The sequence below is a fragment of the Streptomyces sp. NPDC006529 genome (assembly GCF_040611795.1).
Lineage (GTDB): Bacteria > Actinomycetota > Actinomycetes > Streptomycetales > Streptomycetaceae > Streptomyces.
Genome location: NZ_JBEXPB010000021.1, coordinates 46,375 through 63,394 on the forward strand (window position 1 = coordinate 46,375; position 17,020 = coordinate 63,394).

The window sequence follows — 17,020 nt, forward strand, 5'->3', positions numbered from 1 at the left end:
AGCTCGGGAGAACCGCATGACGTTTCTGATCACCGGAGGCGCCGGTTACATCGGCGCACACGTCGTCCGCGCGATGCTGCTCGCCGGTGAGGAGGTCGTCGTCCTCGACGACCTCTCCACGGGCAACGCCGACCGCGTCCCGGAGGGCGTTCCGCTGGTGATCGGGTCCGTCCTGGACCGTCTCGTCCTCGACGAGGCCTTCCAGCAGTACGACATCACCGGCGTGGTGCACCTGGCGGGCAAGAAGCAGGTCGGCGAGTCCGTCGAGAAGCCGGCGTACTACTACCACGAGAACGTACAGGGGCTCGTGGTCCTCCTGGAGGCGGTCGCCGCCGCCGGGATCCGCAACGTCCTCTTCTCCTCCTCGGCCTCCGTGTACGGCATGCCCGACGTGGACCTCGTCACCGAGGAGACCCCGTGCGCGCCGCTGAGCCCGTACGGCGAGACCAAGCTGGCCGGGGAGTGGCTGGTCCGCGCGGCGGGCCGGGCCCACGGCATCTCCACGGCGTGCCTGCGCTACTTCAACGTGGCGGGCGCGGCCACCCCCGAACTCGCCGACACCGGCGTCTACAACCTGGTCCCGATGGTCTTCGAGCGCTACGACGCCGGCGAGGGCGCGCTGATCTTCGGCGACGACTACCCGACCCCGGACGGCACCTGCATCCGCGACTACATCCACGTCGAGGACCTGGCCGAGGCCCACCTCGTGGCCGCACGCAAGCTCGTCGAACGCTCCGCGCGGGGCGAGTACGGGGACCTGACCGTCAACATCGGGCGCGGCGAGGGCGTCTCCGTACGGGAGATGGTCCGGCTGATGAACGAGCACACCGGGCACGACATCGCCCCGGTCGTCGCCCCGCGCCGCCCCGGCGACCCGGCCAAGGTCGTGGCCTCGGCCGACCGGATCTCGGCCGAGCTGGGCTGGAAGGCCCGCCACGACGTCCGCGAGATGATCACCTCGGCGTGGGCGGGCTGGGAAGCCCACCGCGGCCGCTGACCGGGGCGCCGCACCGCCACGTACGAAGCCGCCCGCCCCGGTACCGGTACCGGGGCGGGCGGCTTCGTACGTACGGGCCGGTCAGCGTTCCAGGAACGCGAACAGCCGCTCCCAGCGGTCGGTGATCTCCGCGCTCGAATAGCGGCGCACGCTCTGGAAGGCCGCGTCGCCCATCCGGTCGCGCAGCTCCTTGTCCGCCATCAGGACGCGCAGGTGCCCGGCCAGTTCCATGGTGTTGCCGAGCCGCGCGAGCAGCCCGTCCTCGCCGTGGCTGACGATCGCCCGCACGCCCGGCGCGCAGTCGAAGGCGGCGCAGGGCACGCCCGCCGCCATCGCCTCCAGCAGGGTGATCGGGAACCCCTCGGCCCGCGAGGCCTGGGCGAACACCGAGGCCCCGCGCAGGGCGCCCAGCACGTCGTCCGTGCTGCCCATCCACTCGACCGAGTCGTCCAGGCCGAGCGAGGTGCAGCGCTCGCGCAGCATCTGCGCGTCCACGCCCGCGCCGTAGATCCGCAGGGTCCAGTCCGGGTGGTGCGGGACGGCGTCCGCCCAGGCGTCGAGGAGCAGGTCGACGCCCTTCTCGTCGGCGAGGCGGCCGACGCTGGCGACGACCTTCCCGGTGCGCGGGGCGGGGGAGTCCGGCATGAAGGGCAGCGGGTTCGGCATGCTGGAGACGTTCTGCATCCCGGAGCGGATCCAGAGGTCCGCGTCCTCGGGCGTCAGCACCAGCAGCCGGTCGACGTCGCGGTAGTGGCGCCGGACGCGGGCCGCGCGGGTGCACTTGTGGCTGGCCTCGAAGGACTCGTGGCTCATCCCGATGACACTGAGCCGCTTGGTGTCGCTGAGCGCCACCCACTCCATCGCCCAGACCTGGGTGACGATGACGACCGCGCCGGGGCGGGCCGCCTGGAACATCGCGCTCAGCTGCTCGGCCTTCGCCCGCATCCCGGCCCGGCGGGCCGCCTGGCGGCGCCGCTCGGGCGCGTTGAGGCGCCCCTTGATGCCGTGCAGCCGGCGGGCGGCGGGCGGGTGGGCGTCGTACAGGGTGGTCGTGTCGTACGGCAGGTCCGCCGGGAGCCGCTGGCGGATCTCCTCGGCGACCGGGGCGATGCCGATGACGTGCACCCGGTGGCCGCGGTCGGTGAGGAGCCCGGCCATCTGGTGCGACCAGGTCGTCACCCCGCCCAGCTCGTCCACGCTGTTGGAGACGATGAAGACGTCCCGGCCGCCGGCCGTCGGCGACCCGTCGCTCTGCTGGCTCACTTGCCACCCCTGGTGAAGAACTTCTCGACGATCTGACGGGCCGCGTCCCCGCGGTCGTACTCGCCGAACTCGGCGAGGAAACGCGCGCGCGCCTCCGCGTACTTGGTGTCGGCCTCTTCGAAGGCGCCCAACGCCTGGAGGAGTTCGTCGGCCGTGGCCACGACCGGGCCGGGGGCCTTCTCCTTCAGGTCGAAGTACGTGCCGCGGATGTCCGTCGAGTACTTCTCGTAGTCGTAGGCGAAGAAGAGCATCGGCCGGTCCAGGACGGCGTAGTCGAACATCACCGAGGAGTAGTCGGTGATCAGCGCATCCGCCAGTTCCAGCAGGGGCGTGATGTCGTGCCTGCGGGACACGTCGATCACCCGGCCCGCCACCGACGGCGGCAGCGACACGCTGTTGAGGTAGTGCGTGCGCACGAGCAGCGTGAAGCGGTCGCCGAGGCGGTCGGCGAACTCCTCCACGTCGAAGGGGAAGGCGAAGCCCTCCACCGCGCCGTCCGCGTTCGCCCGGAAGGTCGGCGCGTACAGCAGCACCTTCTTCTCCGGGTCGATGCCCAGCTCCGCGGCGAGCGGACCGCGCACCCGCTCCCCGCTGTCCGTCTCGGCGCGGTGCACCGCGACCAGCGCGTCGTTGCGCGGGTAGCCGGTGCGCAGCAGGACCTCGTCGCGCAGCCGGAAGCCCTTGGCGAGGGTGCGGGCGTCGTGCTCCGAGCGGATCAGGAAGTGGTCGAAACGGTCCACCGCCTTCTGGAACTTGGCCTGCCCGGCGCGTCCCTGCGCCTTGGTGCGCGGCTCGTGGAAGCCCATCCGCTTGAGCGCGGAGCCGTGCCAGGTCTGGATGTACGTCGTCCCCGGGCGCTTGGCGAGCGCGAGCGGGAAGCCCTGGTTGTCGATCCAGTACTCGGCCTGGGCGAGCGCGCGCAGGTAGGGCCAGCTCCAGCGCTTGACCAGGGTCGCCTCCTTGGGGAAGCCGGTCGGGCGGGCGCCCGCGTAGGACCACACCGCCTCGAAGGCGATGCCCTGGCGGACCATCTCCTCGTAGATCGCCTTGGGGCTGTCGCTGTACTGCTTGCCCATGTGGCTCTCGAAGACGACCGTGCCCTTCTTGACGGGCAGCTTGGAGAAGACCTCGTGGTAGACCTTCACCTTCTGCTCGCCGGACCCGATGTTGCGGCGGGCCCGCAGTGCCTTGCGCAGTCCCCGCTTGACGACGCCGGCGGCCTTGCCGTGTATGGCGTTGTTGATCAGGTTCTGGGTGCGGACGGCGGCGGCGCCCTCGGCGGTCAGGACGTAGGAGAGGTTGCCCTTCTTGGTGATCTCCGGCTCGAAGCGGTCGGAGACCAGCCGGGTCAGCCGCGGGCGCACGCGCAGGGCGGCGGCCGACTCCAGGTCCACGTCGCCGACGGAGACGCGGGTGGAGAGGCGGTCCCCGCCCGCCTTCATCTTGAGCCGGACGTCCCAGACGGCGTCGATGATGCCGAGCGGGCGCACCGTCGAGCCGATGTCGGCCGTCGCGGTCCACTCGATCGTGTCACCCGCGTGGCGCACGGTTGCCACCGGAAAGCGGAAGGACCGCACCCCGATCTGCCGCCGGGCCCGGAACTCCAGCTCGGCGCTCAGCTCCGCGTCGGGCGCGATCCGGCCGAGCGGGTTCACGACGGAGCCCGCCACGGTGACCGTGCCGCGGCCGTCGTCCTCGTAGGAGGTGAGCCGGTTGCCCAGGATGAGGGAGGTCAGCGGCGTGGTGTGGAAGCCCTGGTCGGTGACGTCCAGTATCCGGCGGCCCTCGGCGTCGTCGAGGTGCTCGGCGCACCAGTAGACGCGCCCGTCGCGCTCGGCGAGCGGGGAGGACAGCCGCCCCTTGTTCGTCATGGCGTCGGCGGCGGAGAGCAGGTTGTCCCAGTCCTCCTTGCCGAGCAGGTACGCGCAGATCGCCTGGAGCGCGGTGACGTGCTCGTAGGCGGCCGGGTCGATGCCCGCCAGGTAGCCGTTGGCCAGGCGGGCGAACTCCTGGCGGTAGTCGTCGTCCAGCAGCCGCAGGTCGCGCAGGTGCAGCACCAGGTCGTGCTTGAGGAACTTGGCGTCCTTGGCCGACTTGATCTCGTCGTGGCCCTTGCTCGCGAGGAGCTCGTCGACCCGGCGGTGGATCTCCATCCGGTGGACGAAGTTCGCGATCTCGTGGCGCCGGTTGCTGATCGACTTGGCGGCCGTGTTCTCCAGCACGTTCCAGAAGTAGACCTGGTTGGGGATCAGCGTGATCCGCCGGGCCGCGACGTACGCCTGGGCCGAGAAGAGCAGGTCCTCGTAGTGGATCCCGACGGGGAACTCCAGGCCCTGCTCCAGCAGGAACGCGCGGCGGTAGCACTTGTTGGTCGAGAGGGTGTCGTAGACCAGCAGGTCCGGGTACTCGGTGATCGACTCCAGCGTGCGGGTGCGGGAGTAGATCCAGGGGTACCACTCGGTCGTCTTGCCGAACCGGTTGTCCAGGTGGACCCGGACGCACATGCCGGAGACCAGGTCGGAGCCGGTCCGCTCGGCGGCGTCGAGCATGTTGCGGCAGGCGTTGGGTTCCAGGACGTCGTCGCTGTCCAGGAACATGACGTAGGTACCGGTGGCCTGCCCGATCCCGTGGTTGCGGGGAGCGCCGCAGCCGCCGCTGTTCTCGGGGAGCTGGAACGCCCGGATCCGGCCCGGATGGGCCGCCTCCAGTTCCTGGGCCACCTCGAAGGACCCGTCCTTGCTGCAGTCGTCCACGATCACGACTTCGACCCCGTTGAGAGTCTGGTTGAGAACCGACCGCACGGCAGTCGGCAGACGCTCTGCGTCGTTGTAGACGATGACGACCACGGAGACGTCAGGCACGTGCACCTCGATCTTGTTGTTCCTTCCGCCTCCGGACTCCGTCCGGAGGGACCCCCACCAGTTCAAAGCTACCGTGTACCGCAGTCACCTCAGGCAGGCCGTCCGGCGGCGTGCATACTTCTGAGGAAGAGGTGAGCGTCGGGTCCGGCCGCTGACGATCACCCGTTCGGATCCAGCAGGAAGTGTTCATGACGAAGCTGTCCGTAGTGGTTCCCTGCTACAACGAAGAAGCGGTGATCGACAGCTTCGACACCGAGATCCGCAGGGTCCTGGACGCCCTCCCCGTCGAGTACGAGGTCTGCTACGTCGACGACGGCAGCCGCGACGGCACCCTCGCCAAGCTCCGGAAGATCGCCGCCGAGCACGGCGAGCGGACCCGGTACGTCTCCTTCAGCCGCAACTTCGGCAAGGAGGCCGGCATGCTCGCGGGCCTGCGCGAGACCACCGGCGACGCCGTCGTGATCATGGACGCGGACCTCCAGCACCCGCCGGACCTCATCGCGACCATGCTCGACCACTACCGCAACGGCCACGACCAGATCATCGCCCGGCGCACCCGCGAGGGCGACAAGAAGCTGCGCAGCGCCCTGAGCCGGCTCTACTACCGCGGGATCAACCGCTGGGTCGACGTGGAGCTGGCCGACGGGGTCGGCGACTTCCGGCTGCTGTCCCGCCCCGCCGTGGACGCGCTGCTCTCACTGCCCGAGTACAACCGCTTCTCCAAGGGCCTCTTCTCCTGGATCGGCTTCGACACCGTCCACTTCGACTACCGCAATGCGCAGCGCGAGGCGGGCGAGACGAAGTGGAAGCTGGGGTCCCTGCTGAACTACGGCATGGACGGCCTGATCTCCTTCAACAACCGGCCGCTGCGGATCGGGATCTGGGCGGGCGTGTCGCTGGTCGCCCTGACGGCCCTGTACGCCCTGTGGATCACCGTCATGGCGATCACGAACGGCATCGACTCACCCGGTTACGTCACGCTGGTCGCCATCATCGTCGGCATCGGCGGGGTCCAGATGATCATGCTGGGCCTGATCGGCGAGTACATCGGGCGCATCTACTACGAGACCAAGCGCCGCCCGCACTTCCTCGTCAAGGAAGCGCACGGCGTCGCCGTGGAACCGCCGCCCCGCACGCTGCGGCCCACCGCGCTCCCCACGGAGCAGGACGCCCGATGAGGAGCCAGCTCGGCCAGATCGTCCGCTTCGGCCTCGTCGGCGGCGTGAACACCGGCACCTTCTTCGTGCTGTACCTGCTGCTGCACCCGTACATGCCGTACTTCGCCGCCTACTCGCTGGCCTTCGTACTGGCGATGGTCGGCTCGTTCTTCATGAACACCTACTTCACCTACCGCACCAAGCCCACCTGGAAGAAGTTCCTGCTCTTCCCGCTGACGAACATCACCAACTACGTGATCCAGTCCGTGGGCCTGCTGCTCCTGGTGGACTGGGCCGGGATGAACGAGAAGATCGCCCCGCTCGTCGCCGCGGTCATCGCGATCCCCTTCACCTACGTGATCTCGCGGCGCATCCTGATCCCCGGGACGGGCCCCGCGGCGGCCGCCGACCAGGACGCCGCCGACCCGCAGCCGCCCAAGGCATCGCCCGCGTCCACGGTCTGAAACCGGCGGGCACGCCCGGGAGGGCACCCCGTAGATTGAGGCCCGTACATCGGGCGAGGGGCAAGGGGACAGACGTGTCAGCGGCGGCAAGGCAGGGCGTGGCCGACGCCCGCAGGATCGTGGTCAAGGTCGGCTCCTCCTCGCTCACCACCGCGGCGGGCGGGCTCGACGCCGACCGGGTGGACGCCCTGGTCGACGTCCTCGCCAAGGCCCGCAGCGGCGGCGAGAAGGAGATCGTGCTGGTCTCCAGCGGCGCGATCGCCGCCGGGCTCTCCCCGCTCGGACTGCGCCGCCGCCCCAAGGACCTGGCCCGCCAGCAGGCCGCGGCCAGCGTCGGCCAGGGCCTGCTCGTCGCCCGCTACACCGCCTCCTTCGCCCGCTACGGCGTCCGCGTCGGCCAGGTGCTGCTGACCACCGACGACACCAGCCGGCGCGCGCACTACCGCAACGCCTACCGCACCCTGGACCAGCTGCTCGCGATGGGCGCCCTGCCCGTCGTCAACGAGAACGACACCGTCGCCACCGACGAGATCCGCTTCGGCGACAACGACCGGCTGGCCGCCCTCGTCGCCCACCTGGTCCGCGCCGAACTGCTGGTGCTGCTCTCCGACGTCGACGGGCTCTACGACGGCGACCCCGCCCTCCCCGGCACCAGCCGCATCGACGAGGTCCGCGGCCCCGAGGACATCGCGCACGTCTCCATCGGCAGCGCGGGCAAGGCGGGCGTCGGCACCGGCGGCATGGTCACCAAGGTCGAGGCCGCGCGGATCGCCGCCGCGGCCGGCATCCCGGTGGTCCTGACCTCCGCCAGCCAGGCCGCCGACGCCCTCGCGGGCGGCGGCACCGGCACCCACTTCCACGCCACCGGCCGCCGTTCCACCGACCGCCTCCTGTGGCTCCAGCACGCCTCCGCGCCCCAGGGGCACCTGGTCCTGGACGACGGCGCGGTCCGCGCGGTCACCGAGCGCGGCAGCTCGCTGCTGCCCGCGGGCATCGCCTCGTTCGGCGGCGACTTCATCGCGGGGGACCCGGTCGAGCTGCGGGACGCGCGCGGCCGCGCCGTCGCCCGGGGCCTCGTCAACTTCGACGCCAAGGAACTGCCCCTGCTGCTGGGCCGCTCCACGAAGGAACTCGCGCGCGAACTGGGGCCCGCGTACGAGCGGGAGGTCGTCCACCGGGACGACCTGGTGCTGCTCCAGGACTGAAGCCGGACCGGGCCCGCGGGAGGCGATGTTGGGCAAAACCCCCGCGCGGCCGGTCGGCGACTGGTCAACTGTGAGGGGCGGACACGCGGAGCGGGCAGACAGGAGGCGGCTGGTGAGACGAGCGCTGACCAGCGTCGGCTCGGGCGACTGCGACGGAGCGGGCTCCGGGCGCGGCGACGAGCGGGACGACTCGCGGCTGTGGCACATCACCCTGAGCGTCTCCGGCAAGCCGGTCCCGCTGTCCGAGGTCCGGCGCGGCCTGGAACAGCTGGCCCACGACCATCCCTTCCTGCTGACCAGCCGGTACGCCGACGACCACGCCGAGATCCGGTACTGGGAGGAGGCCCGCGACCTCCACGACGCGGCCGCCGTGGCCCTGCGGCTGTGGGGCGAGCACCGCTCCTCGGCGAAGCTCCCCGCCTGGGAGATCGTCGGCCTGGAGGTCATCGACCGCGCGACCTACCACCAACGCGTGGCCGAGGGCTACGGCCCACCCCCGGCCCACCCGGTGGGCGTCCACCCGTACTGACCCGCCGCGGTGACGGGCCATAGAGAGCCCGTCCGGCGTTTGAGGACTGTGGTCGGGCGGAGCCCCTGGGCCGCTCCCAGTCCCGCCGGCCGTACCCCAAGCGCCCCGGAGCGGCTTCCGGTCCCGCCGGCCGTACCTCAAGCCGTCCGGCGTTTGAGGCGCGGGTGCGGGCGGAGCCCGGCGCACATCGAGCCCGTCCGGCGTTTGAGGACCGGGGCCGGGCGGAGCCCGGAGGGACCCGTCTCGCGGGGTGGAAGCCCGGCCACCGACCCGCCCCCTGGGACTACCCTGCACCCATGACCTCGCTCAACGACGCCACCCCCGTCACCGCCACCGCCACCCGCGCGAAGACGGCCGCAGCCACCCTCGCCCCCCTCCCGCGGTCCGCCAAGGACAAGGCCCTGCTGGCGATCGCGGACGCGCTGGAGGCCCGTACGGCCGAGGTCATCGAGGCCAACGCCGTCGACACCGCCAAGGCCGCCGCCGCCGGCACCAGCGAGACCGTCATCGACCGCCTCACCCTCACCCCCGACCGCATCGCGGCCATCGCCTCCGACGTCCGCGACGTCGCGGCGCTGCCCGACCCGGTCGGCGAGGTGCTGCGCGGCTCCACCCTCCCCAACGGCATCGACCTGCGCCAGGTCCGCGTCCCCCTCGGCGTCGTCGGCATCATCTACGAGGCCCGCCCCAACGTCACCGTCGACGCCGCCGCCCTCTGCCTGAAGTCCGGCAACGCCGTCCTGCTGAGGGGCAGCTCCTCCGCCTACGCCTCGAACACCGCCCTCGTCGCGATCGTGCGGGACGCGGTCGAAAGCGCGGGCCTGCCCGCCGACGCTGTCCAGCTGGTCCCCGGCGAGAGCCGCGACTCCGTCCGCGAGCTGATGCGCGCCCGCGGCCTCGTCGACGTCCTCATCCCGCGCGGCGGCGCCTCCCTCATCAAGACGGTCGTCGAGGAGTCCACCGTCCCCGTCATCGAGACCGGCACCGGCAACTGCCACGTCTACGTGGACGCGCAGGCCGACCTCGCCATGGCGGTGAACATCCTCGTCAACTCCAAGGCGCAGCGCCCCTCCGTCTGCAACTCCGCCGAGACCCTCCTGGTCCACCGCGACATCGCGCACGCCTTCCTCCCGCTGGCGCTGGACGCCCTCGCGGACGCCGGGGTGACGGTGCACGGTGACGCCGAGGTGCTCTCGTACGCCGAGGAGTCCAAGGTGACCGCGCTGGCCGCCACCGACGAGGACTGGGCCGCCGAGTACCTGTCCTACGACATCGCCGCGGGGGTCGTGGACTCCCTCGACGACGCCGTCGCCCACATCCGGCGCTGGACCTCCGGGCACACCGAGGCCATCGTCACCACCTCGCAGGCCGCCGCGCGCCGCTTCACCCAGTTGGTCGACTCGACCACGGTCGCCGTGAACGCGTCCACCCGGTTCACCGACGGTGGTCAGTTCGGCTTCGGCGCGGAGATCGGCATCTCCACCCAGAAGCTGCACGCCCGGGGCCCCATGGGGCTCCCGGAGCTGACCTCGACCAAGTACATCGTCACCGGCGACGGTCACGTCCGGTAGCGGCCCCGAGTACCCCGGGTGGCCGGATTTCGGCGGATGACCTGCCCAAAGCGGCCCCCCGGGGCTACGCTGGCGATGTGCCGGACGACGTGGGGGGCAAACCGTTCCCGGACGACGGGGAGCCCGACGACGACCGCGGAGGCGCGGATCAGGACTTCGCCTCCGTGGTGTTCGACGAGGACTTCGTCCGGAACGCCGAGATCCATGAGCCGAGCGCCCTGGAGCGCCAGCGGGCGGGTGACCGGGCACGCGCCGAGGCGGAGGCCCGCGCGGCCGCCGTCGCGGGCGGCTGGGTCGCCGACGACGACTTCGAGGGCCCCGAGGGCTATCCGTACGGCTACGCGCCCGACGGCTACGGCCTCGACGAGTCCGGGCGCGACTACGGCTACGGCTATGGGTACGGTCCGTACGGGGCCTACGGGGGCTCCCTGCGCCCCTACCGCGGCCGCGCCCGGTGGCTGCGGCCCGTCGCCTGGGTGCTCGCCGTCGTGATGGGCGTCGGCATGGTCACGCTCGCCTTCACCGCCGTCTACCGCGGTGCCTCCGGCGACCCCGACCCGGCGCCGCACCCGGCGCCGGCCCCCGCCAGTACCCCGCTGACGGAAGTCACCGGGTCCGGCGAGTTTACGCACCCCGCCGTTCGCCAACCCTGAAGGTACGACCCCTCTCGCGCGCGACCGGATTGCGGCGCACGTCCGGGCAGGGGGCTTCTCTGAAGCGGGGACAGCGGGGAGAAGCGATGGCCGTGCCAGGAGACCCACCCGACGGCACCCCCGAGGGCATCGGCGGTGGCGAGGACGAGTACCGGCCGGACGAATACCGGTCGGTGGTGTTCGACGAGGACTTCGTCCGGGCTGCCCGGCTCCAGGAGTTCTCCGCCGAGGAACGCATGGGCGAGCACGCCAGGGCCGTGCGCAGCCGCTCCATGTGGTCCTCCGGCGCGCCCCGGCCGCCCACCGGTGCCCCGGGCCGCGCCGCCCGCCAGGGGCTGCTGCTGGTGCTGCTGATCGCCATGGCCTTCGGCGTGGCCGTCTACCTGGGCCTGAGCAATCCGTACGTGCCCCCGCCCCCGGGACGCGCCCAGCCACTCACCGCCACCGTCGTGCCGCTGGCCCCGACCACGACCGTCCCCGGCGGCAAGCCCGCCGACCTGTACGCGAACGGCCCGGCCGCCTCCTACCGGGTCGGCGCGGCCGGCATCACCCTCCCGGCGGTGCGCCGCACCGATCACTTCAGCGAGCCCCAGGTGCTGACCGCCCTGGCCACCGCCAAGGACTACCTCGTCCAGTCCTCGCTCGACCCGGACGTGCTGGGCGGCGCCGCCTCCCGGCCGGTGCGGGTCCTGCTGGACCCCGACCTGCTGGCGCAGTTCGACCGCAGCATGACCGCCCCCAGCGGGGACGGACAGCACGCCGCCACCGGCTGGCTGGTCCGCTTCGACCCGGCCACCGCGGTGCTCGCCGACTCCCGCGTCCGGGTGAACGGCACCCTGCACTTCGAGGAGGTGACGCCGGACGTCCTGGAGGTCACCACCGACCACACCTTCGCCTACACCGTCCGCGCGGCCCAGGCCGGACCCGGCCTCGACAGCGCCTCCCTCTTCACGGTCCGGCGCGAACTGCGGATGCGCTTCGACCGCGAGGACCTGGTGGCCCACCGGGTGGAGCTGCTGTCGGCCTACGTGATGGCCGGGCCACAGGACTGCTCCGCCGACCCGGCCACCGGATTCCGCCCGCTGCTCGCGGGGGCGGCCGCGACCACGGTGGGCCCGGCCGCGACCGACCCGTACGCCGGGGGCAGGCCGCGACGCACCTCCGGCCTCTGCGGGGTCCTGGCCCCGCCGCCGGCCGCCGGCCCCGCGGTCAGCCCCGGTCCGTAGCCCCGCCCCTGCCCGGGGCGCCGCCCTCGCCGGTGTCCCCGCCGTCACCCCGCGGACCAGGAGCGCCGGCGCCGGCGCCGGTGAACTTGTCCCGCAGCATCCCGCCCAGGTCGCCCGCACCGCCCGCGATGTCGCCGACCAGCTTCATCAGCGGGTCCTTGCTGGTGCGCACCGCGTCGGCGTAATGAGCCGCGGACTGGCGGAAGGAGTCCGTCACCGAGGTGTCCTTGTCCTCCTCGCGGCGCGGGTAGTGACCGGCCATGATCCGCTGGAAGTCGCGGCTCTCGGCCCATTTCTTCAGCTCCGCGGCCCGCACAGTGGTGAAGGGATGGGTCCGCGGCAGGACGTTGAGGATCTTCAGGACGGAGTCGCGCAGGTCCCCGCTCGCGTCGTACTCCTCGGCCTGGGCGAGGAAGGCGTCCACGTTCATCTCGTGCAGGTGGTTGCCGCCCGCGATCTTCATCAGACCGCGCATCGAGGCCTGGACGTCCTGCCCGACCAGCAGCCCGGCCCGGTCCGCCGACAGCTCGGACTTGCGGAACCACTCGCGCAGCGCCGTGACGATCGCCATGACCGCCACATTGCCCAGCGGGATCCACGCCACCTTCAGCGCCAGATTCGTCAGGAACAGCAGGATCGTGCGGTACACCGAGTGCCCCGACAGGGCGTGACCCACCTCGTGCCCCACGACGGCCCGCATCTCCTCCTCATCCAGCAGCTCGACGAGGGCCGTGGTGACCACGATGATCGGCTCGTCCAGCCCGATGCACATGGCATTGGGCTTGGGGTCCTGCTGGACGTACATCTGCGGGACCTTCTCCAGGTCCAGGACGTAGCAGGCGTCGAGCAGCATCGCGTGCAGGTGCGGGAACTGGGTCTCGCCCACACGCACGGAGTCCGACAGGAACAGCAGCCGCAGGCTGCGCTCCGGCAGGAGCCCGCTGAGGGCCTTGAAGACGGTGTCGAAACCGCTCAGTCTGCGCAGGGCCACGAGGGCCGAGCGGTCCGCCGGGTGCTCGTACGCCCGCGACGAGATGCCGGGGAACCTCCTGCGGTCCCGGGCCGGTGCCTTCTCGAACGACGTGCCGTCTGTCATCGCGCTTCCCCCTCGGTCCAGCTCTGTGCCGTGCGTCCATCGTCTCCAACGCCTGAGTCGGCGTGAGCGTGCCCCGGGGCCCCGCATACGATGTGAGGGAAGTCTCCGCCCGCTCCCCGACTCGATAGGTAACCAGCCTGATGAGCCTCCAGTCCACCGCCCACGACCTGGTCCTCCTCGCCTCGGAGGGCGCCGGTGAGCACGGCGGCAGCCACGACAGCCTCAACCCCTACCTGACCGGCGGCGGCGCCTTCTTCCTGCTGCTGCTGATGCTCTGGGTGACCACGCGCCTGAACCGCGACCGCTAGCCGACCCCCCCCAGCCGGTCCCCGGGACCCGCGCGCGGCCCGTCGCGCAGGTGCTCGATTCCGGGGTCCTGGTCGCGCCACCGGGCCAGTAGGCTCTGCGCTCATGGGAGAGCAGGAAATGCCTACCGGCCCGGTCAAGCGCCGGCTCGGGGTGATGGGCGGCACATTCGACCCGATCCACCACGGACACCTGGTGGCCGCCAGCGAGGTGGCCGCCCTTTTCCACCTCGACGAGGTGATCTTCGTGCCGACGGGCGAACCGTGGCAGAAGTCCCAGTGGGCCGTCTCGGCCGCCGAGGACCGCTACCTGATGACGGTCATCGCTACGGCGTCGAACCCGCAGTTCTCGGTGAGCCGCATCGACATCGACCGCGGCGGCCCGACGTACACGATCGACACCCTGCGGGACCTGCGCGCGCTGAACGACGACGCGGACCTCTTCTTCATCACGGGCGCCGACGCCCTCGCGCAGATCCTCACCTGGCGCGACGCCGAGGAGCTGTTCGCCCTCGCCCACTTCATCGGCGTGACCCGGCCGGGGCACGTGCTCACCGACGACGGCCTGCCCAAGGGCGGGGTGTCCCTGGTCGAGGTGCCCGCGCTGGCGATCTCGTCCACGGACTGCCGTGCGAGGGTGGTCCAGGGCGACCCCGTCTGGTACTTGGTACCGGACGGTGTCGTGCGCTATATCGACAAGCGTGAGCTGTACCGGGGAGCCTGAGCTTCCGCTTCCGCAGAGAGGGGCCCCGCGGTGAACGACCGACAGGAGCCGTACGACCCGTACGCCGCCCAGGAGCAGCAGCTCCTCGGCTACGACGCGTACGGGCAGCCGGTGTACGGCCCGGTGCCCGCTCAGCAGCAGCAACCGCCCGCGTACGACCAGCAGCAGTACCAGCAGCCGGTCCAGCCGTACGACTACCAGGGCTACGACCAGCAGCAACAGCAGTACTACTACCCGCAGCAGCAGCAGCAACAACAGCCGCAGCAGCAACAACAGCAGACCCAGCAGTGGATCCCGCAGCAGAGCGCCCCCGCGCAGCAGCCGGCCCCCGAACCGGAGCCCGAGCGGGCCGCGGCGCCCGGGTCCGCGCAGGTGCCCGAACCGCGCCGGGCCGACGCCGACGGCTACCACACCGCGCAGTTCGCCTTCATCGACCAGCCGGACGAGGACTCCGAGGACGTCATCGACTGGCTCAAGTTCACCGAGAGCCGCACCGAGCGCCGCGAGGAGGCCCGCCGCCGGGGCAAGAACCGGGTGGTCGCGCTGATCGTCGTGCTCGCCCTGTTCGTCGTGGGCGGCCTCGGCTACCTCTGGTGGGCGGACGAGCTGCCCTTCCTGCACGCGTCGTCGAAGGCGAAGGGCGCCGCGGCCGCCACCGGGCCGCAGAAGCGCGACATGATCGTCGTCCACCTGCACAACACCAAGCGGGGCGGCACCTCCACGGCCCTCCTGGTCGACAACGTCACCACCAAGCGCGGCGCCACCGTCCTGCTCCCCAACACGCTCGTCGTGCCCAAGGACGACGGCACCTCCACCCCCCTCGCCACCTCCGTGCAGGAGGACGGTCTCGGCGGCACCCGAGAGGCCCTCGACACCATGCTCGGCACCCGCATCGGCGGCACCTGGCGGCTGGACACCCCCTTCCTGGAGCGGCTCGTCGAGCTGGAGAGCGGGATCGAGGTGGACACGGACGTCGCCGTCCCCGCCGACGACAAGGCCAAGACCCCGGCCGTCGCCCAGGGCGCCAAGCAGACCCTGAGCGGGCCCATGGCCGTCGCCTACGCCACCTACCGGGCGCAGGGCGAACCGGAGGCCAAGCAGCTGGAGCGCTTCGGCAAGGTCCTCTACGCCGTGCTGCGCAAGATCCCCAGCGACCCGGCGGCCGCCACGGTCACCGTGGAGACGCTCGCCCAGATCCTGGACCCCTCGCTGAACGAGAAGGCTCTCGGCAGCTCCCTGGCCAAGCTCGCCGAGCACGCCAAGGTCGGCGACTACCGCACCGACGTGCTCCCGGTGAAGGCCGACGGCGCCCTGACCGACGAAGCCAACAAGACCGTGGTCAAGGAGGTCCTCGGCGGCACCCTGACCGCCCCGGCACCCGGCACGGCCCCGCGGGTGGGCCTGCGCGACGCCACCGGCAGCGACAAGACCCAGCTCGCGGCGAAGGCGGCGCTGCAGAACGCCGGCTACGGCTTCGTGGACGGTGGCAAGGCCGCGGCGACCCTGAGCACCTCGCAGATCACCTACCAGGACGACGCCCAGCGGCCGAAGGCGATCGACGTCTCCAAGACGCTGGGGCTGCCCGAAACGGTGGTCAAGAAGGCCGAGAACGCGGTGAACGCGGACGTCGTGGTCACCCTGGGCAAGGACTACAAGGCCCCCTGATCGGCTGCGGCGGCACCCCGATCGCGCCGCGGATCACGCCCCTGACCGGCATTTACGCCCGCGCCACGGCTTTGGCGCGGGCGGTGTCGGCGGTACATGAGACCCTTGTAAGGATCTGCCCGCCGACCCGAAAGCATGGCCAGTGACCGCCACGGACCGCTCCATCGAGCTCATCACCGCCGCCGCCCAGGCCGCGGCCGACCGGCTCGCGCACGACATCATCGCGTACGACGTCAGCGATGTGCTGTCGATCACCGACGCCTTCCTGCTCGCTTCGGCGCCCAACGACCGCCAGGTCAAGTCGATCGTCGACGAGATCGAGGAGAAGCTCCAGAAGGAGCTGGGCGCCAAGCCGGTGCGCCGCGAGGGCGACCGCGACGCCCGCTGGATCCTGCTCGACTACATCGACATCGTCGTCCACGTGCAGCACAGCGAGGAGCGCGTCTTCTACGCGCTGGAGCGCCTGTGGAAGGACTGCCCCGAGATCGACCTGCCCGAGGACGCCAAGCTCACCAAGGGCAAGGCCGAGGAGCACGCCGCACTGCGTGCCGCGCAGGGCGACGAGGACCTGGACGGTGATCTGTTCTGAGCGCGATCGACACCGGCGCGGGCGCCGGCACCGGCGGCGACAAGAAGACCGGCCGCAAGATCGTCCTGTGGCGCCACGGCCAGACCGCCTGGAACCTGGAGCGCCGCTTCCAGGGCTCCACGGACATCGAGCTGACCGAGGATGGTGTGGCGCAGGCGCGCCGCGCCGCCCGGCTGCTGGCCTCGCTGGGGCCCGAGGCCATCGTCGCCTCCGACCTCAAGCGGGCCGCCGCGACCGCCGCGGAGCTGGCCGACGTCACGGGTCTGTCCGTCGAGCACGACGCCGCGCTGCGCGAGACGTACGCCGGCGCCTGGCAGGGCCTGACGCACGAGGAGATCCTCGGGAAGTACGGCGAGCAGTACGCGGCGTGGAAGCGCGGCGAGGCCGTGCGGCGCGGCGGCGGCGAACTGGAGACGGAGGTCGCCGACCGGGCGGCTCCCGTGGTCCTCAAGCACGTGGACCGGCTCTCCGAGGGCGGCACGCTCGTCGTGGTCAGCCACGGCGGCACGATCCGCACCACCATCGGCCGTCTGCTCGGTCTGGAAGCGCACTACTGGGAGGGCCTCGGCGGGCTCTCCAACTGCTGCTGGTCCGTGCTCGGTGAGGGCGCGCGGGGCTGGCGGCTGCTGGAGCACAACGCCGGCACGCTGCCGGAACCGGTGCTCGGCGACGACGTCTGACGTTGCTCCCGGCGGCCCGCAGACCCGGATTTCAC

16 protein-coding genes are annotated in these 17,020 nt (G+C 71.6%); 13 read left to right on the forward strand and 3 right to left on the reverse strand.

Translation table 11 applies throughout. The features are described from left to right. Nucleotides 1-16: 16 nt before the first annotated feature. Complete coding sequence (galE, locus tag ABZY31_RS16870) at nucleotides 17-997, forward strand: UDP-glucose 4-epimerase GalE (RefSeq protein WP_356410621.1); 981 nt, start codon at nucleotides 17-19, stop codon at nucleotides 995-997. Nucleotides 998-1,078: 81 nt separating this feature from the next. Here the strand turns inward: galE and ABZY31_RS16875 are convergent, their stop codons facing one another. Together ABZY31_RS16875 and ABZY31_RS16880 are read right to left on the reverse strand one after the other, a co-directional pair. Continuing rightward, nucleotides 1,079-2,260 carry a glycosyltransferase gene (locus ABZY31_RS16875; RefSeq protein WP_356410623.1) on the reverse strand — a complete coding sequence of 394 codons (1,182 nt, stop codon included), beginning with the start codon at nucleotides 2,258-2,260 and terminating at the stop codon, nucleotides 1,079-1,081. Beyond that, a complete protein-coding gene (locus ABZY31_RS16880) occupies nucleotides 2,257-5,127 on the reverse strand; it encodes a bifunctional glycosyltransferase family 2 protein/CDP-glycerol:glycerophosphate glycerophosphotransferase (RefSeq protein ID WP_356410625.1) in 2,871 nt (956 codons plus the stop codon). Before ABZY31_RS16880 ends, ABZY31_RS16875 begins: the two co-directional genes overlap by 4 nt. Nucleotides 5,128-5,309: 182 nt before the next feature. Here ABZY31_RS16880 and ABZY31_RS16885 point away from each other — a divergent pair, with 182 nt between their 5' ends. From ABZY31_RS16885 to ABZY31_RS16915, 7 genes are all read left to right on the forward strand, one after another. Beyond that, nucleotides 5,310-6,299, forward strand: a complete 990-nt coding sequence (locus ABZY31_RS16885) for a glycosyltransferase family 2 protein (RefSeq protein WP_356410628.1) — start codon at nucleotides 5,310-5,312, stop codon at nucleotides 6,297-6,299. After that, nucleotides 6,296-6,742, forward strand: a complete 447-nt coding sequence (locus ABZY31_RS16890) for a GtrA family protein (protein WP_356410631.1) — start codon at nucleotides 6,296-6,298, stop codon at nucleotides 6,740-6,742. The genes ABZY31_RS16885 and ABZY31_RS16890 overlap by 4 nt, the downstream gene beginning before the upstream one ends. Before the next feature lie 98 nt (nucleotides 6,743-6,840). Next, nucleotides 6,841-7,947: a glutamate 5-kinase gene (gene proB, locus ABZY31_RS16895; RefSeq protein ID WP_356410755.1), complete on the forward strand. Its 1,107-nt coding sequence runs from the start codon at nucleotides 6,841-6,843 to the stop codon at nucleotides 7,945-7,947. Between the two features lie 124 nt (nucleotides 7,948-8,071). Then, the gene (locus ABZY31_RS16900; RefSeq protein WP_356410758.1) at nucleotides 8,072-8,476 is read left to right on the forward strand and encodes a hypothetical protein; all 405 of its coding nucleotides are present in this window, start codon (nucleotides 8,072-8,074) and stop codon (nucleotides 8,474-8,476) included. Between the two features lie 296 nt (nucleotides 8,477-8,772). Continuing rightward, nucleotides 8,773-10,047, forward strand: a complete 1,275-nt coding sequence (locus tag ABZY31_RS16905; protein WP_356410634.1) for a glutamate-5-semialdehyde dehydrogenase — start codon at nucleotides 8,773-8,775, stop codon at nucleotides 10,045-10,047. A 77-nt stretch (nucleotides 10,048-10,124) separates the two neighbouring features. Beyond that, a complete protein-coding gene (locus ABZY31_RS16910; protein WP_356410637.1) occupies nucleotides 10,125-10,700 on the forward strand; it encodes a hypothetical protein in 576 nt (191 codons plus the stop codon). Nucleotides 10,701-10,786: 86 nt separating this feature from the next. Further along, a complete protein-coding gene (locus tag ABZY31_RS16915; protein WP_356410640.1) occupies nucleotides 10,787-11,926 on the forward strand; it encodes a hypothetical protein in 1,140 nt (379 codons plus the stop codon). On the opposite strand, the gene ABZY31_RS16920 is transcribed toward ABZY31_RS16915, so the two are convergent. Continuing rightward, nucleotides 11,910-13,022: a M48 family metallopeptidase gene (locus ABZY31_RS16920; RefSeq protein WP_356410643.1), complete on the reverse strand. Its 1,113-nt coding sequence runs from the start codon at nucleotides 13,020-13,022 to the stop codon at nucleotides 11,910-11,912. The two genes, ABZY31_RS16915 and ABZY31_RS16920, sit on opposite strands and share 17 nt — an antisense overlap. A gap of 140 nt (nucleotides 13,023-13,162) precedes the next feature. Here ABZY31_RS16920 and ABZY31_RS16925 point away from each other — a divergent pair, with 140 nt between their 5' ends. The 5 genes from ABZY31_RS16925 to ABZY31_RS16945 all read left to right on the forward strand — a co-directional run bounded on the left by ABZY31_RS16925 (nucleotide 13,163) and on the right by ABZY31_RS16945 (nucleotide 16,985). Next, the gene (locus tag ABZY31_RS16925; protein ID WP_356410646.1) at nucleotides 13,163-13,330 is read left to right on the forward strand and encodes a hypothetical protein; all 168 of its coding nucleotides are present in this window, start codon (nucleotides 13,163-13,165) and stop codon (nucleotides 13,328-13,330) included. A gap of 103 nt (nucleotides 13,331-13,433) precedes the next feature. Next, a complete protein-coding gene (nadD, locus tag ABZY31_RS16930) occupies nucleotides 13,434-14,051 on the forward strand; it encodes a nicotinate-nucleotide adenylyltransferase (protein WP_356410648.1) in 618 nt (205 codons plus the stop codon). 30 nt (nucleotides 14,052-14,081) lie between these two features. Continuing rightward, nucleotides 14,082-15,716: an LCP family protein gene (locus ABZY31_RS16935; RefSeq protein ID WP_356410651.1), complete on the forward strand. Its 1,635-nt coding sequence runs from the start codon at nucleotides 14,082-14,084 to the stop codon at nucleotides 15,714-15,716. Nucleotides 15,717-15,858: 142 nt separating this feature from the next. Further along, nucleotides 15,859-16,305: a ribosome silencing factor gene (rsfS, locus tag ABZY31_RS16940; protein WP_356410654.1), complete on the forward strand. Its 447-nt coding sequence runs from the start codon at nucleotides 15,859-15,861 to the stop codon at nucleotides 16,303-16,305. Further along, nucleotides 16,302-16,985, forward strand: coding sequence for a histidine phosphatase family protein (locus ABZY31_RS16945; RefSeq protein WP_356410761.1), 684 nt, complete (start codon nucleotides 16,302-16,304; stop codon nucleotides 16,983-16,985). The genes rsfS and ABZY31_RS16945 overlap by 4 nt, the downstream gene beginning before the upstream one ends. The last annotated feature ends 35 nt before the right edge of the window (nucleotides 16,986-17,020 follow it).

What these genes read in the sequence shown, in the direction of transcription:
- galE (WP_356410621.1), top strand. Translation starts at nt 17, where the DNA reads ATGACGTTTCTGATCACCGGAGGCGCCGGTTACATCGGCGCACACGTC.
- ABZY31_RS16885 (WP_356410628.1), top strand. Translation starts at nt 5,310, where the DNA reads ATGACGAAGCTGTCCGTAGTGGTTCCCTGCTACAACGAAGAAGCGGTG.
- ABZY31_RS16890 (WP_356410631.1), top strand. Translation starts at nt 6,296, where the DNA reads ATGAGGAGCCAGCTCGGCCAGATCGTCCGCTTCGGCCTCGTCGGCGGC.
- ABZY31_RS16905 (WP_356410634.1), top strand. Translation starts at nt 8,773, where the DNA reads ATGACCTCGCTCAACGACGCCACCCCCGTCACCGCCACCGCCACCCGC.
- ABZY31_RS16915 (WP_356410640.1), top strand. Translation starts at nt 10,787, where the DNA reads ATGGCCGTGCCAGGAGACCCACCCGACGGCACCCCCGAGGGCATCGGC.
- ABZY31_RS16920 (WP_356410643.1), bottom strand. Translation starts at nt 13,022, where the DNA reads ATGACAGACGGCACGTCGTTCGAGAAGGCACCGGCCCGGGACCGCAGG.
- ABZY31_RS16925 (WP_356410646.1), top strand. Translation starts at nt 13,163, where the DNA reads ATGAGCCTCCAGTCCACCGCCCACGACCTGGTCCTCCTCGCCTCGGAG.
- nadD (WP_356410648.1), top strand. Translation starts at nt 13,434, where the DNA reads ATGGGAGAGCAGGAAATGCCTACCGGCCCGGTCAAGCGCCGGCTCGGG.